13 protein-coding genes, 4 tRNA genes and 1 pseudogene are annotated in these 14,801 nt (G+C 56.1%); 12 read left to right on the top strand and 6 right to left on the bottom strand.

What is annotated here, in order from left to right; genetic code table 11:
* Nucleotides 1–100: 100 nt before the first annotated feature.
* Both ACO6BQ_RS09415 and ACO6BQ_RS09410 read right to left on the bottom strand, forming a co-directional pair.
* Nucleotides 101–517 (bottom strand): universal stress protein, encoded by a 417-nt coding sequence (locus ACO6BQ_RS09415; RefSeq protein WP_489120611.1) that lies wholly within the window; start codon nucleotides 515–517, stop codon nucleotides 101–103.
* A gap of 12 nt (nucleotides 518–529) precedes the next feature.
* A complete protein-coding gene (locus ACO6BQ_RS09410; RefSeq protein ID WP_489120610.1) occupies nucleotides 530–1,009 on the bottom strand; it encodes a universal stress protein in 480 nt (159 codons plus the stop codon).
* Between the two features lie 162 nt (nucleotides 1,010–1,171).
* On the opposite strand from ACO6BQ_RS09410, the gene ilvA reads away from it, so the two are divergent.
* The 6 genes from ilvA (at nucleotide 1,172) to ACO6BQ_RS09380 (ending at nucleotide 5,318) form a co-directional block, all read left to right on the top strand.
* Nucleotides 1,172–2,419, top strand: coding sequence for a threonine ammonia-lyase (gene ilvA / locus ACO6BQ_RS09405; RefSeq protein WP_489120608.1), 1,248 nt, complete (start codon nucleotides 1,172–1,174; stop codon nucleotides 2,417–2,419).
* Between the two features lie 24 nt (nucleotides 2,420–2,443).
* Nucleotides 2,444–2,755, top strand: coding sequence for an ArsR/SmtB family transcription factor (locus ACO6BQ_RS09400; protein WP_489120607.1), 312 nt, complete (start codon nucleotides 2,444–2,446; stop codon nucleotides 2,753–2,755).
* A 24-nt stretch (nucleotides 2,756–2,779) separates the two neighbouring features.
* Nucleotides 2,780–3,511 carry a C40 family peptidase gene (locus tag ACO6BQ_RS09395; RefSeq protein ID WP_489120606.1) on the top strand — a complete coding sequence of 244 codons (732 nt, stop codon included), beginning with the start codon at nucleotides 2,780–2,782 and terminating at the stop codon, nucleotides 3,509–3,511.
* Nucleotides 3,512–3,545: 34 nt separating this feature from the next.
* Entirely contained in the window at nucleotides 3,546–4,973 is a 1,428-nt protein-coding gene (locus ACO6BQ_RS09390; protein WP_489120605.1) for a PDZ domain-containing protein, read from the top strand.
* Nucleotides 4,974–5,162: 189 nt separating this feature from the next.
* Nucleotides 5,163–5,239, top strand: a tRNA-Pro gene (locus tag ACO6BQ_RS09385).
* 2 nt (nucleotides 5,240–5,241) lie between these two features.
* A tRNA-Arg gene (locus ACO6BQ_RS09380) sits at nucleotides 5,242–5,318 on the top strand.
* A 99-nt stretch (nucleotides 5,319–5,417) separates the two neighbouring features.
* Here ACO6BQ_RS09380 and ACO6BQ_RS09375 read toward each other — a convergent pair.
* Nucleotides 5,418–5,493 (bottom strand) — tRNA-Ala (locus tag ACO6BQ_RS09375).
* A gap of 79 nt (nucleotides 5,494–5,572) precedes the next feature.
* Nucleotides 5,573–6,580 carry a dTDP-glucose 4,6-dehydratase gene (gene rfbB / locus ACO6BQ_RS09370; protein ID WP_489120604.1) on the bottom strand — a complete coding sequence of 336 codons (1,008 nt, stop codon included), beginning with the start codon at nucleotides 6,578–6,580 and terminating at the stop codon, nucleotides 5,573–5,575.
* A 116-nt stretch (nucleotides 6,581–6,696) separates the two neighbouring features.
* On the opposite strand from rfbB, the gene ACO6BQ_RS09365 reads away from it, so the two are divergent.
* The 6 genes and pseudogenes from ACO6BQ_RS09365 to ACO6BQ_RS09340 all read left to right on the top strand — a co-directional run bounded on the left by ACO6BQ_RS09365 (nucleotide 6,697) and on the right by ACO6BQ_RS09340 (nucleotide 10,211).
* Nucleotides 6,697–8,214, top strand: coding sequence for a Y-family DNA polymerase (locus ACO6BQ_RS09365; protein ID WP_489120612.1), 1,518 nt, complete (start codon nucleotides 6,697–6,699; stop codon nucleotides 8,212–8,214).
* A gap of 15 nt (nucleotides 8,215–8,229) precedes the next feature.
* Nucleotides 8,230–8,436, top strand: coding sequence for a hypothetical protein (locus ACO6BQ_RS09360; protein WP_489120602.1), 207 nt, complete (start codon nucleotides 8,230–8,232; stop codon nucleotides 8,434–8,436).
* A 37-nt stretch (nucleotides 8,437–8,473) separates the two neighbouring features.
* A tRNA-Pro gene (locus ACO6BQ_RS09355) sits at nucleotides 8,474–8,550 on the top strand.
* A 67-nt stretch (nucleotides 8,551–8,617) separates the two neighbouring features.
* Nucleotides 8,618–9,175, top strand: a complete 558-nt coding sequence (locus ACO6BQ_RS09350) for a DNA-3-methyladenine glycosylase I (RefSeq protein WP_489120601.1) — start codon at nucleotides 8,618–8,620, stop codon at nucleotides 9,173–9,175.
* Nucleotides 9,172–9,882: pseudogene (locus tag ACO6BQ_RS09345) on the top strand (AzlC family ABC transporter permease). The gene ACO6BQ_RS09350 and the pseudogene ACO6BQ_RS09345 overlap by 4 nt, the downstream one beginning before the upstream one ends.
* Nucleotides 9,879–10,211 (top strand): branched-chain amino acid transporter permease, encoded by a 333-nt coding sequence (locus ACO6BQ_RS09340; protein ID WP_489120600.1) that lies wholly within the window; start codon nucleotides 9,879–9,881, stop codon nucleotides 10,209–10,211. Before ACO6BQ_RS09345 ends, ACO6BQ_RS09340 begins: the two are co-directional and overlap by 4 nt.
* 33 nt (nucleotides 10,212–10,244) lie before the next feature.
* On the opposite strand, the gene ACO6BQ_RS09335 is transcribed toward ACO6BQ_RS09340, so the two are convergent.
* Nucleotides 10,245–13,436 carry an efflux RND transporter permease subunit gene (locus ACO6BQ_RS09335; protein ID WP_489120599.1) on the bottom strand — a complete coding sequence of 1,064 codons (3,192 nt, stop codon included), beginning with the start codon at nucleotides 13,434–13,436 and terminating at the stop codon, nucleotides 10,245–10,247.
* Nucleotides 13,437–13,448: 12 nt separating this feature from the next.
* Nucleotides 13,449–14,639 carry an efflux RND transporter periplasmic adaptor subunit gene (locus ACO6BQ_RS09330; RefSeq protein WP_489120598.1) on the bottom strand — a complete coding sequence of 397 codons (1,191 nt, stop codon included), beginning with the start codon at nucleotides 14,637–14,639 and terminating at the stop codon, nucleotides 13,449–13,451.
* Nucleotides 14,640–14,801 lie beyond the last annotated feature (162 nt).

The following is a 14,801-nucleotide window of genomic DNA, read 5'->3' as shown; positions in this document are numbered from 1 at the left end:
GACGAAAAAATCTACGCCAATCTGACGGACTTCATTTTATCAGCGATTCCTTTACCTCCGCTGCAGCTCCTTTCCCACAAAAATTATGCCTGTGTGCCGCTCACTTGACGACGAGCACGGGGCACTTCGACTGCTCCACAACGTACTGGCTGACGCTGCCGAGCAGGACGCCCTTCACCACGCCGAGGCCGCGGCTGCCCATGACAATGAGATCGATGTCATTCGTCTCTGCAAAGTCGAGAATGACCACTGCGGGCGAGCCCGTGTCCGAGAACGACTCCTTTGCGACGCCTGCGGACACCATCTCAAGCGCGCGGTCAAGGATGACGTTCCCCGCCTTCGTTACGGAGTCGAGGATCGCGTCCGAGAGGACGGCGTTGATCGCGAGCTGGTTGATGTTCGCGACGTAGAGAAAATTCAGCTTTGCGCCGCAGATCTCTGCAAGCATCACAGCTTTTTCAATCGCACGGTCGGCACCCTCCGAGCCATCCACCGGCACCAAAATATTCTTCATCATGGCAGTTCCTCCTCACTTTACAGAACATGAACCATATAAAAGCGAATCCGCACTTCCCGCGACCATGACGCTGGAATGTGCATGTTCCAAAACGGTCTGTGTGACGCTCCCGAGCAGGAATCCACTCATGCGCGAGAGCTTGCGTCCGCCGATCACAACGAGATCGATGCTCTCCTCATCAATGAAGCGCAGGATCTCGTCCGTCGGTGCACCTGTACGGTGCACGCGCTCGGATATCACCGCATCGGGCAGGAGTGCCGTCGATGCGGAAAAAATCTCGTGCGCCTCCTCTGCCGCCGGCCGTACCACGCTCTCCGGCAGCCAAGCTACCTCCCCCTCATCCGTACATTGGTCGAACGGAGACACATAGAGGAGGTACGCCGTCGCATGCATGACACGTGCAATCTCACCCGCCAGACGAACAGCACACAGCGACTCCCGTGAGCCGTCCACAGGTACGAGAATGCGCACGTATTTCAGCTCTTGCTCCATCGCGCACCTCCCGTCCCGCCTTGTTTATTGTATTTATTCGCGAAATTCTGTCAAACTCCTTCTTTATTCCGACGATTATTCTGCACAACGAAAAAAAATTGACGTGCCCCGCCGAAAATGATAGACTGACTCTACATATAAGTGAGTAAAGGGGCGCATATCATGGGAGAAGAACAAACCGTGCAGACAGAGGCGGAAGTCGCTCAGTCCACACGCATTTCGGACATCTACGCTGCAGCGAAGCGACTGGAAGGGATTGTGCGAAAAACACCGCTGATATACAGTGAGTTCTTCTCCGACATCTCCGGCAACGCGACCTATCTGAAGCTCGAAAATCTCCAGACGACAGGCGCGTTCAAGCTGCGCGGCGCGTACAACCGCATCTCCATGCTCACGGAGGAGGAGAAAGCGCGCGGTGTCATCACCGCCTCAGCCGGCAATCACGCACAAGGAGTCGCCTATGCCTCCCAAAAACTCGGCGTAAACGCAGTCATCTGTATGCCCGCGACAACACCGATCCTCAAGGTCGAGGCGACGCGTGCGCTCGGCGCAACGGTCATCCTCCACGGCAACGGATTTGACGACGCCTACGCACACAGCCTCACACTGCAAAAGGAGAAGGGCTACGTCTATATCCACCCGTTCAACGACCACGATGTTATCGTCGGGCAGGGCACGATCGCCCTCGAGGTGATTGACGCACTCAAGGACGTGGATGTGATCCTCGTCCCCGTTGGCGGCGGCGGGCTTGCCTCGGGCGTTGCGCTCGGCGCGAAGCTCGTCAATCCGCAGGTAAAGGTCATCGGTGTCGAGCCGGAAAACGCCGCGTGCATGAAGGCGGCACTCTCCTGTGGGCGCACAATCACCCTACCCTCTGCCGACACGGTTGCGGACGGTTGCGCCGTGCGTACGGCGGGCAAGCTCACGCTCGAGTTCTGCCGCCGCTATCTCGACGAGATCATCACGGTTTCTGAGATGGAGATCATGAGCGCACTGCTCTCCCTCATCGAAAAGCACAAACTCATCGCCGAGGGCGCAGGCGTCCTCTCCCTCGCCGCGCTCAATAAACTGCGTATAAAGGACAAGAAGATCGCGGTACTCGTCAGCGGCGGCAACATCGACATCTCCACGATTTCCGCACTCATCTCAAAGGCACTCATCTCGCGCGGCAGAGTGTTCCGCTTCTCCGTCCAGCTGCCCGACAAGCCGGGGCAGCTTCTCACCGTCGCACAGATCCTCACAGAGCAGGACGCGAACGTCATCCGCCTCGACCACGATCAGACGATGGTAACGGACAGCTTCCAAAAGGTACAGCTCACCGTCACCGTTGAGGCACACGGACAGGAGCACATCGACCGTATCGTCGCGGCTCTTGCGTCGAACGGATTTGAAATCAACAAGATATACTGACCATAAGAAAGGATCTTTCAGCGTATGACATCCGCCCCGATGAAATGTATCGATCAGGATACGGCACAGCATCTCGCCGATCTCTTCAAGACCCTCGGCGATCCGACCCGTATCAAGATTCTCTCACTCCTTGCGGCGGCAGACGAACTGCGCGTCTATGACATTGCGGACGGTCTCGAAATGGGACAGTCTGCCATCTCCCATCAGCTGCGCGTTCTCCGCACCGCCCGTCTCGTCAAATTTCGCCGCGACGGCAAGGAGGTACTCTACTCGATTGATGACGATCATGTTCTGAAACTCCTCAGCCAAGGACTTGAGCATGTGCAGCATGCATAATACAAAATGAAAGGATGTTGCTCCATGAAACGCCGCCTCTTTCTCTGCACCGGCATTGCACTCATGCTTGCGGCAAGCACGGCGTTCGCCTCCCCTACCCTACGCGCGGGTTCGCACGGACATGAGGTGCTTGTCCTCCAACAGGCACTTCAGAAGGCAGGCTACAAAATCAAGACCGCAGACGGCGTCTTTGGCAAGGAGACAGAATGCGCCGTCGCCGAGTTCCAGCGCGACAGCAAGATCAAGATCACGGGCGTAGTCAACAATGCGACGTGGCGTGCGCTCAAGGAGCTCCCCGCAAAGAAGACATGGGGCATTGATGTCCCGCCGCCCGCCGAGAAGAAACTTCCTCTTGCCCCCAATGGCAAGCCCATCCTACCTGCAAGCAAGGTCTCCGATGTCATCAAAACGGCGAAGTCGTACATGGGAACGCCCTATGTATTCGGCGGTACAACGCCGAAGGGATTCGACTGCTCCGGCTACCTCCAATACGTCTTTCAGAAGCATGGCATTACCATTCCACGCACAGCAGATGAGCAGTACAAGCTCGGTCTCCGAACAAAAAGCACAAAGGAGCTTGTGCCCGGCGACCTCGTTTTTTTCGAGACCTATGAGAAGGGCGCATCCCACTGCGGCATCTACCTCGGCAGGGACGAGTTCATCCATGCCTCCACGAGCAAGGGCGTACGTGTCGATGCACTGTCGAACGACTACTGGAAACCGAGGTTCCTCGGCGGCAAGCATATTGTGAAATAGCCGCGTTATTACATTAGAAGGATTGAGGATTGATATGATACAGATTTTTCATCGCTTTATGGGTGCTGTCCTGCTTTTTTCCGTTGTAGTTTCGGTAACGGCATATGCAGCTGACCAGGAAACAGATCCCTATCATGTGGACTGGAAAGAGCCACAGACACGCCGCATTGAAGTCCAACGCCCTCCAACCATGGAGACATGGGGCGTTGTAAAACAAGGTAATGTGCGAACGAAATTCCTGCGCTCCATCCCCTATTTGTATAGCTCCTATGAACTGCACGAGATCCATAAGGACGGCAAAGTCGAGTATCTTTTTCATGTGCAGGGTGAGTACGGCAGTGACGGAACAGTGCCGCGCCTCACCATTGGAACGAAAGAGGACACGGCGTTTGAGTTGACTCCTGTCTCTGCAGAGGATCTCAAAACCATCCCCTCCAAAGACTATACCGACTATTGGTATTACGCTGGAGATCTCTCCCGCTGGACAGCACTCGAGGAGTCGGCAAAGCGCGGAAAGGTAAATGCGTACTTCTATTATTCCCCAAACGGCAAAGGAAGTCGTGACGAGATCTCCCCGCTCGTAAAACGCATTCCGCGCTGGCTCACACTGCCCATCGAGGAATGCAATGCATATGGACCAAAGTACAGCGTCTTCTATCCCGGAATGTCGGCAAAGGAACTGCGCGATGCCATCGCCTATCGCTCCAACGCACATTATGAGAGCGGGCGTGCCAAAACATCAAATAAATACGTCTTTGCCGATGAGGGAAATCTCCCCTCATTTGCCTTGCATCCGTCGTGGTCTATGGCAGAGGTACATTATGTGACATTCCGTGAAGAGCCCGCAGGGACTTGGGTGAATTGGGACTACTGGGAGTCCATGTCGAGTGGCATTCATCCACTTGACACGATTGGATACATCACACAGGCAGTCTACATTGATCTCTATCCGACAAAGTATTATGGCTTTACGCTGAAAGGACATGCCGAGAAGAAAAAATGGATCATTGACACCGTTGATACAAAAAGGCATCCGGAACTCGCAGCAGTTACACCGGGTGATGTCATCAAAGCCCTCAACGGGATTCCGGTTGACGGCTATCCGAAATATGTCGCCGAATACCTCATGTACTACAGCAATCTCGGCGATTTGAACCTCGTACTGGAAAACAAAGAAGCAGGACTCTATGAAGTTACCGTACGCTCTTTGATCCATCTGCCACTTCCAGCGATTGACTATGCAGCAGCGAACGAAAAGTCAAAGCTCCGCTATACGAGAAAACCAATCCAGGAGTTTCGCCTTGACGGAGCAGTCCCCTTTGAGATCTTTGACCCGCTTGGAAATCCCACCGCTCATATAGAATCCCCACGTACGGATTGGATTCTTGAACATTTTCATGCACAGAGACCACACACCATGCCTCTCGGCAAGTATTTTGCTGCAGCAGCCCCGCAATATTGAGGAAGCACTGATAAATTCAGCCGTGCCATCTTAACGCATCTTTTTCTCGCACAGTGCCCTTGATTCTCCACATAGCCCCAACTTATGCGTCCGTTTTGCTTCCTTGTGTGGACGAAAAGTAATCTAAGCGTCTATTTTATCAGTGATTCCTTGACTTTTCCCTGATCGCTCATTATAATAGGGCGATATCGGGATGTAGCGCAGTTTGGTAGCGCGCTTGCTTTGGGAGCAAGATGTCGCAGGTTCAAATCCTGTCATCCCGACCACTGCACCTGTAGCTCAGTTGGATAGAGCAACGGCCTTCTAAGCCGTGGGTCGAGGGTTCGAATCCCCCCAGGCGCACCATCGACATTCACCGTATCGCAGCAAGCGATACGGTTTTTTGTTGCATATAATGAAAATAAAAAAGATGTGAGTATCACTCTCACATCTCGGATCTCATTATGGTGGAGACAAGGGGGATCGAACCCCTGACCTCTTGCATGCCATGCAAGCGCTCTCCCAGCTGAGCTATGCCCCCGCGCAATCTGCGCTGACAAAGGCTAGTATAGCGAAAAGCGCGTGCCTTGTCAAGGCTGAATTTTAAGGATGTGTGCCGTTCACCCCTCCGCATTGCGCTTCTCATACGCGCCGCTCAGGATGTCCGCCCACCACGCTTCATGTGCCTGATACCACGCAATGGTTGTCTGGATACCGTCGTCGAATTTCGTTGCGGGCTGCCATCCGAGCTCGCGGCCGATCTTCGTCGGGTCGATTGCATAGCGGCGGTCATGCCCCTTGCGGTCGGTGACATAGGAGATCTGATCCTCCCCTTTGCCAAGGGCACGCAGGATCGTTCGCACGACCTCAATATTGGATCGCTCGTTATGTCCGCCGACGTTGTAGACCTCGCCCTCCGTCCCGCGCCGCAGAATCACATCAATCGCAGCACAGTGATCGTCAACGTGCAGCCAGTCGCGCACATTCAGCCCGTCGCCATAGACGGGCAGCTTTTCCCCCTGCATCGCGCGGATGAGCATGAGAGGGATGAGTTTTTCGGGGAACTGAAATGCGCCGTAGTTGTTCGAGCACCGCGAGATCGTCACGGGTACGCCATAGGTGCGTGCATACGCCTGTACGATGAGATCGGCAGATGCCTTCGACGAGGAGTATGGACTCGACGCGTGGAGAGGTGTCTCCTCCGTAAAGAGGAGATCAGGGCGGTCAAGAGGCAAGTCGCCATAGACCTCGTCCGTTGATACCTGATGATAGCGCTGAATACCGTATTTGCGGCAGGCATCCATCAGTACGCTCGTCCCGATGATATTTGTACGCAGGAAAATCTCGGGATTTTCGATGGAGCGATCCACGTGGGATTCCGCTGCGAAGTTGACAACAATATCCGGCTGCTCGTGTTCAAAGAGCGCATAGACTGCTGCGCGATCCGCGATGTCACCGCGCACGAACGAGAACTGCGGATTCTCCTGCGCCGCGTCGAGCGTTGCAAGATTGCCCGCATAGGTCAGCGCATCATAGCAGACAATCGCATCCTCGGGGTGCTCACGCAGCTCGTAGTAAACAAAATTCGCGCCAATAAACCCCGCGCCGCCCGTCACGATAATCTTCATACTCTCTGCTCCTTTTTATTTCTTGCCTTGTGATGGATATTCGACGCCGCCTCATATTTTCCTTTATTTACAAATAACAAACATTCGTGCTATACTATGCAAAAGGAGGGATGACCGTGAAGGAGCGTACCTATATTGCGATTGATCTCAAGGCGTTCTATGCGTCCGTCGAGTGTATGGAGCGTGGGCTCAATCCGCTGACGACGCATCTCGTTGTCGCGGATGAGAGCCGTACGAGCAAGACGATCTGTCTCGCCGTTTCCCCCGCGCTCAAGGCGCACGGCATCGGCGGACGCCCGCGCCTCTTCGAGGTCATTCGTGCCGTGGCGCAGGCAAATGCGCGGCGCAAGTACCGTGCTCCCCAGCGTACGCTCACAGGCGAGACGACGGATGCCGCAGAGCTCGCGGCAAATCCCGCACTCGGCATCGCCTACCATGTCGCGCCGCCGCGCATGGCACTCTATATGGACTACAGTATGCGGATCTATGAGATCTACCTGCGGCACGTCTCCCCCGCCGACATCCACATCTACTCCATTGACGAGGTCTTTATCGACGTGACGAGCTATCTCTACACAGGGAACATCTCAGCGCACGACTTTGCCATGCGCCTCATTCGCGATGTGCTGCGCGAGACAGGCATTACGGCAACGGCGGGAATCGGAACGAACCTCTACCTCGCGAAGGTCGCGATGGACATCGTAGCAAAGCATATGAAGCCGGATGCGGACGGCGTTCGGATCGCGCAGCTGGATGAGATGAGCTACCGCAGACACCTCTGGGCGCATCGCCCGCTGACGGATTTTTGGCGCGTCGGCAGAGGCTATGCAAAGAGACTCGAGGAGAACGGGCTCTATACGATGGGCGATATCGCACGCTGCTCACTTGGGCAGACAAATGCACGGCACAACGAGGATCTGCTCTACCGCCTGTTCGGCGTACAGGCGGAGCTGCTGATCGATCACGCATGGGGCTATGAGTCCGCGCGCATGGAGGACATCAAGAACTACCGCCCGAAGTCGCGGAGCACCCATATGGGACAGGTGCTGCAAAATCCGTATACGGCGCAGAAAGCCCGCCTCGTTGTCTGGGAGATGGCGGACACACTCTCCATCGACCTTGCCGAAAAACGCATCACGAGCGACCGTCTCGAGCTCACGATCGGCTATGACATTGAGTGCCTGACCCGCCCCGAGATCCGCGCCAACTATCACGGGCGCATTCGCACAGATCGCTACGGGCGGCGCGTCCCGTGGCCATCGCACGGCAATGTGCACATCGAGCGCGGAGCGGGAACAAATGCCATTATGAAAGCACTGACCGATCTTTTCGACGAGATTGTCAATCCGGCGCTTCTCATTCGCCGCCTTACCATTTCCGCACAGCATCTGATGACGGAGGAGCAGCGTGTCGCTGCTGCCGAGCAGATGAGCCTCTTTACTGCCGAGGAAACGACGGAGAGCACGATGTCCCCTGCCGAGATTGCCGCGCAGAAAAAAGAAAAGGCATTGCAGGAGGCAATCATCGCCATCAAGAAAACCTATGGGAAAAACGCCATCCTACGCGGATCGAATCTCATCGACGGTGCAACGGCACGTCTGCGCAATGCGCAAATCGGCGGACACAAGGCATAGCGAAGGGAGAACCTCATGCAGCGAAGAATCGAGGACTATGCGGACATCATCCACCTGCCGCGTCCCGTCTCAAAGACACATCCCCCAATGTCCCTGCGCGACCGTGCGGGACAGTTCGCCCCCTTCTCTGCGCTCACAGGGCTGCACGCCGCCGCTGACCGCACGGTGCAGGAAAATACTGCACGGTGCAGCGAATACAGTCCACCTGAGCATAGTGCTTGACAAAAACGAAAAACCCCGTTAAAATACAATATCATGTCGGGATGTGGCTCAGCTTGGTAGAGCGCATCGTTCGGGACGATGAGGTCGCAGGTTCAAATCCTGTCATCCCGACCATCTTCATAGCGTATGAGCCGGAGCCCTTGGGGAGGGTCGCCGGCATTTTTATTTTGGAGGTAGGGATATGGGAGACAAATGCACGCGCTGCAGCTGGGTCAAATTGGATGATCCCATCTATGTGAAGTACCATGACGAGGAGTGGGGCGTTCCGCTCCACGACGACCGCGCACTCTACGAACTCTTCATCCTTGAGACGTTTCAGGCGGGTCTTTCATGGGCGACAATCCTGCACAAGCGCGAGAACTTTCGCCGCGCCTACGAGGGCTTTATCCCTGAGCGTGTCGCAGCGTTCGATGCAGCAAAGGTCGAGGAACTAATGCAGGATGCGGGGATTGTGCGCAATCGCCGCAAGATCGAGGCAAGCATTGTGAACAGCCGTATCTTCCTCGACATCGTGCGCGAGTTTGGCTCATTTGACCGCTATATCTGGGGCTTTACGAATGGAAAACCCGTGCGCGAGAGCTGCGAACTGCGCACAACCTCACCGCTCTCTGACAAGGTGTCGAATGACCTCAAGAAGCGCGGCATGCGATTCGTCGGCTCGACCTGCATCTACTCGACACTGCAGGCGATTGGTGTGCTTGCGGCGCACACGGACACGTGTGCCTGGAGCAAGTCATGACACACACGGGCGATCCGCGTCTCGCAGCCCTGCGTGCCGCCTTCCCCTTCACCGTCCCCATCCTCGCCGGTTTTCTCTTTCTCGGACTCGCCTACGGCATCTATACGAATGTCTCGGGCTTCTCGTTCTGATACCCGATGGCGATGAGTGCGATCATCTTTGGCGGCTCGCTCGAATTCATCGCGACGGCACTCCTGCTGAGTTCGTTTGCTCCTCTGCAGACCTTCCTGCTCGCGCTGATGGTGCAGGGGCGGCACATTTTCTACGGCATCTCCATGTTCGAGAAATATCGCGGCACAGGCTGGAAGAAGCCATACCTCATCTATGGCATGTGTGATGAGTCGTTCTCCATCAACTACACGACGAAGATTCCGCAGGGTATCGATGCGGGCTGGTTTATGTTCTTTGTGACCCTGCTGAACCAGATCTACTGGGTCGCGGGCGCAACCATCGGTGGACTGGTCAGCACGCAGCTCCCCATCAATACGGAGGGCATTGAGTTCGCAATGACAGCACTCTTCGTTGTCATCTTTATCGAGCAGTGGCTGAACGATCCGCAGCACTATACGGGAATCCTCGGACTCGCAGCTGCAGGCATCGCACTCGCCGTCTTTGGGCGTGAGGCTTTTATGCTCCCGACCATGTTCATCATTCTCGCGGGATGCCTCGCACTGCGCCCCTTCATCGAAGGGAGAGAGACGCCATGACGTTCACTGAACAGAGTATTACCATCGGGCTCTGTGCGCTTGCGAGTGTACTCACGCGCGCCCTCCCCTTTCTCCTGCTCTCGGAGAAGAAGCCAACACCGCCTATGGTCCGCTATCTTGGCAACGTCCTCCCGGCTGCCGTCTTTGGGATGCTTGTCGTCTACTGTCTCAAGGACACAACATTGTTCAGCGGAAATCACGGTCTACCGGAGCTGGCAGGAATTCTTGTGACGGCAGTATTGCATCTGAAATTTCGCCAGATGCTCCTCTCCATTGGAGGAGGGACGGCGGTCTATATGATACTAATTCAATACGTATTCAACCCATAAAAAAATTCCCCATAAAGGGGAATTTTTTTATGGTTACATATAGTCATCCGCCGTGCGGGTCTTTGCCTTCTTGCCGAGGCCGAGCATACGCGAGATGCGGTCGACAATGACATAGAACACGGGAATGAGGAAGATACCGAGAATGGAGGCAAAGAGCATGCCGCCGACAACGGCGACGCCCATGCCGTTACGCGCCGCAGCACCCGCACCGGATGCCATGCAGAGAGGCAGACAGCCGATGATGAACGCGAACGATGTCATGAGGATCGGACGGAGACGCAGCCCCGCCGCCTGAATCGTCGCTTTCAAGGGATCCATGCCGCGATCGACGCGTATCTTTGCGAACTCGACAATCAGAATTGCATTCTTTGCCGCAAGACCGATGACCATGATGACACCGATCTGCATATAGACGCTGTTCTGATAGCCCGCCGCAGGAATGCCAATCGTGCCGAAGATCGTCGCGAGGATGTACTCGGAGAAGAGTGCCCCGAAGATGCCGGTCGGCACGGTGAAGAGCACGGCAAACGGTACGCTCCAGCTCTCATAGAGTGCAGCAAGACAGAGGAAGACGAAGACAAGACAGAGTGCAAGCACCTGCATGGTCGAATCCGCCGACTTTTTCTCCTCGCGGCTCTGCCCCGACCATTCGATGCTGAATCCGGAGCCTGCGTGCTTCTGCACGATCTCGGTGATGGCGTTCATCGCCTCGCCCGAGCTGTAGCCGCTGCCGGAACTTCCCTGGAACGTGATCGAGCGTGCGCCGTTAAAGCGGCTGATCTGTGTCGGTCCCGTTGTAAGTTTGGGTCTGAGCAGCGTATCAAGCGGCACCATGCCGCCCTGAGAGTTCTTGACAAAGACGAACTTTGCCGCCTCTGCCTCGGTGCGATAGGTCACGTCGGACTGCAGCACGACCTTGTAGGTGCGCCCGAACTGGTTGAAGTCATTGACCTCATAGCCGCCGAAGTTGACCTGCAGTGCCGTGAATACATCCGAGAGCTGAACGCCGAGATTCTTGACCTTTTCGCGGTCAATCTCATACTGATAGCTCGGCGCGTTGATCTTAAACGTCGAGCGCACGCCCCGCAGCTCGGGGCGCGTATTCGCCTCAGCAAGAATCGCATTCACGATGTCGTTGAGCTCAGTGTCGGAATGTCCGCTCATATCCTGCAGCTGGAGCGACCAGCCGCCGACATTGCCAAGACCCGGCAGTGCGGGCGGATTGATGGCGATGACGAGTGCCTCGGGTGCCTCCATCGCGCCGACACGGAACATTGTGCCGACGGCAGCAGCAACGGACTCAGCGAGCCCTGCACGCTGCGACCAGTCCTTCATGCCGACGAACACGACGGCACCGTTGGAGTTCGCACCGCCCGCGAGGATGTCGAAACCATTGATGGACATGACGGCACTCTGCCCCTTGATCTCGCGCTGTGCCGCCTGCTGGATCTTGTCCACAGTCTTCTGTGTCTGGTTCGTGGACGTGCCCGGCGGCAGCTGAATCGCGATCATCAGATAGCCCTGATCTTCCTCGGGGACAAATGTGGTCGGCAAATTCCGATAGATAATCGCCGTAAGCCCGCAGACGATGAGCAGGAAGATAACGGCAACCTTCGATTTGCGGATAAACTTGCTGACGATGCCGACATAGCCCTTGCGCGTCGCATCGAACCAGTTGTTGAATCGGTCAAAGAAGCGGTCAAGTACGCTCTTTGTCCCATGCTCCTTCTTGGGCTTCAGCATCAGCGCACAGAGGGCCGGGGTCAGCGACAGCGCGACAAAGGCGGAAATCGCCATCGAGATTGCAATCGTGAGCGCGAACTGCTTGTAGAGCACGCCCATCATGCCGCCAAGGAAGGCGACGGGAACAAAGACCGCCGCGAGCACAAAGGCAATCGCGACAACAGGTCCCTGCACCTCGGACATCGCACGCTCCGTTGCGTCAATCGGTGTAAGCCCGCTCTCCATGTGGTGCTCTACATTCTCGATGACGACGATCGCATCGTCGACGACAAGACCAATCGCAAGTACCATTGCAAAAAGCGTCAGCGTATTGATGGAGAAATCCAGCAGGACGAACGCGCCGAATGTACCGATGAGGGACACAGGCACGGCGAGCAGCGGGATCAGCGTCGCGCGCCAGCTCTGCAAAAAGAGGAAGATGACGAGCACGACGAGCAGCAGTGCCTCAAGGAAGGTATGCACAACCTCCTTGATGGATGCGTTGATGTAGTCCGTGCTGTCAAAGACAGACTTCATCTTGAGTCCGGGCGGGAAGGTCTTCTCCGCCTCTTCAAGAATCTTGCGCACCTCGGCGAGCGTAATCATCGCATTTGCATCGGAGGTCAGCTGTATGCCGAAACCAACGGCGGGATAGCCGTTAAATTTCGCAACAATATTATTTTGACGCTGACCGGTCTCAATACGTGCAACATCCTTCAAGCGGACGAATGTGCCGTCCTTACCCGCGGCAATGATGACGTTGCCGAACTCCTCGGGCGTCGTAAGACGCCCCTGTACCTTGCCCGTGAACTGCTTCTCCTGCCCGTTCTGCGTCGGCATACCGCCGACCGTTCCCGCAGGAGCCTGTACGTTCTGCTCGTTGATTGCCTTTGTAATGTCCGAAACCGTCAGACCGAGCTCCGCGAGGCGATCCGGATTCATCCAGACGCGCATCGCATAGTCCGCACCAAATACCTGCACCTCGCCCACGCCGCTGACGCGCTTGATCGCATCGAGGAAGTAGAGCGTTGCATAGTTCTTCATGAAGGCGCGGTCATAGGTGCCGTCCTCGGAGTACAGCGAAACGAAGTACGCCATCTGCCCCGAGGATTTGCGCGTCGTAACGCCCGCCGACTGCACGGAGGACGGCAGGCTGGCATTTGCCCCCGCCGCATTGTTCTGCACCTTGACGGCATCCATATCGCCGTCCGTTCCGACATCGAACGTAACAGAAAGGCTGTAACGCCCCGTATCATCAGAGGTGGAGCTCATGTAGTCCATCCCCTGCGTACCGTTGATCTGCTCCTCGATGACCTGCGCCACCGTCTCATTGACAACGGTAGCACTTGCGCCCGTATAGTTCGCCGACACCGCAACCGTCGGCGGCGAGATCTGCGGATACTGCGCGATTGGCAGTGAGAACCCCGCGATCGTACCGATGATGACGATCATCACCGCAATGACAATCGCAAAGATCGGTCGATGGATGAAAAATTTTGCCAAAGGATCTCCTCCTTACTTCGCGGGCGTGAGCTCACGCGTATTAAAGTTGGAGGTATCCCCCTCAAGCGAGAATCCCATGTCGCTTGCTGTCACCATCGTCACGGCTAGATCGCCGCCCTCCTGGAGCGTGGTCAGCCCCTCGACCACGACAATGTCCGAGGTGTCGAGACCATCCTTGACGATGTAGTAGCTGCCGATTTTATCGCCAAGCGTGACGGTGCGGGCAACCGCCTTGTTATCTGCTCCTACGAGCATGACAAAGGACTTGCCGAGGAGCTGCTGAACAGCGCGCTCGGGAACGAGGGTCGCATTCGGGAGCGTGTCCCCGATGAGGGTGACACGCGCGAACATACCGGGCATGAGCAGCCCGTCCGGATTGTCAAAGAGTGCCTTGACCGTGAGCGTGCCCGTCTGTGCGGTCAGTGCACGGTCAGAGGTGACAATGTGTCCGATGATCGGATACTTTGAGCCGTTCGAGAGCGTCAGCTCCACCACGACCGCGCCGATGCCGCCCGTTTTTGCCGCCTGTTCCACGAAGTCCAGATACTCGTTCTCCGAGAGGCTGAACTGTGCAAAGATCGGGTTCGACGTACCCATCGAGACAAGGGTCGTCGTGCCCGCCGAGACAAATGTGCCCATTGCCACATCATCCACGGAGAGCTGTCCCGACATGGGGGCATAGATGACCGTATCGTCAAGGTTTTCCTGTGCCTGACGCACGAGAGCCGCATTTGCCGCAACGACAGCCTCATAGGCATTCACCTGCGCCTGCTGTGTGGCGAGTGTCTGCTCGGACACCGCCGCACTCGCATAGAGCTGCTGATAGCGAGCGAGATCCGTGCGTGCATTGTTCAGTGTCGCCTCGGACTGGGCAAGGGTCGCCTGTGCCTGAAGGAGTGCGCTCTCGTACTGGCGGGAGTCGATGCGGTAGAGCGGCTGCCCCGCCGAAACGGGCTGCCCGCCCACAATGTATTTTTCCACGATATTGCCGGAGACACGAGAGCGGATCTGCACCTCATCCGTGCCCATAATCTGCCCCGCATAGACATGCGTGAGCGGCGTATCCTGCCGCAGGACATTCATCGCCTTGACTGCTGTCGGTCGCGCCCCGCCTGCCTGCTTATCACCGCAGCCGGACAGCAGCGTTCCAAGCACGAAGATCGCAGCGATGAGAACGCCAAGACCTCTTTTGTTCTCAAACAAATAAAAAACCTCCTCTTTCCCATTCCCTTGCTACTGTTTTCAAACACATGGATGAAGAAGGGCAGGTGTCCGCATGGACTCCCTGCCATAACAGAATTATATTATCGAAGCAGAGAAAAAATGTCAAGAAATAATACCCTCTGCACTGTGAAGTTTATGTGG

This window comes from Centipeda sp. (in: firmicutes) (assembly GCF_057271695.1).
The sequence above is the reverse complement of the archived record's forward strand: the minus strand, read 5'-3'. Positions and strand labels throughout refer to the sequence as shown.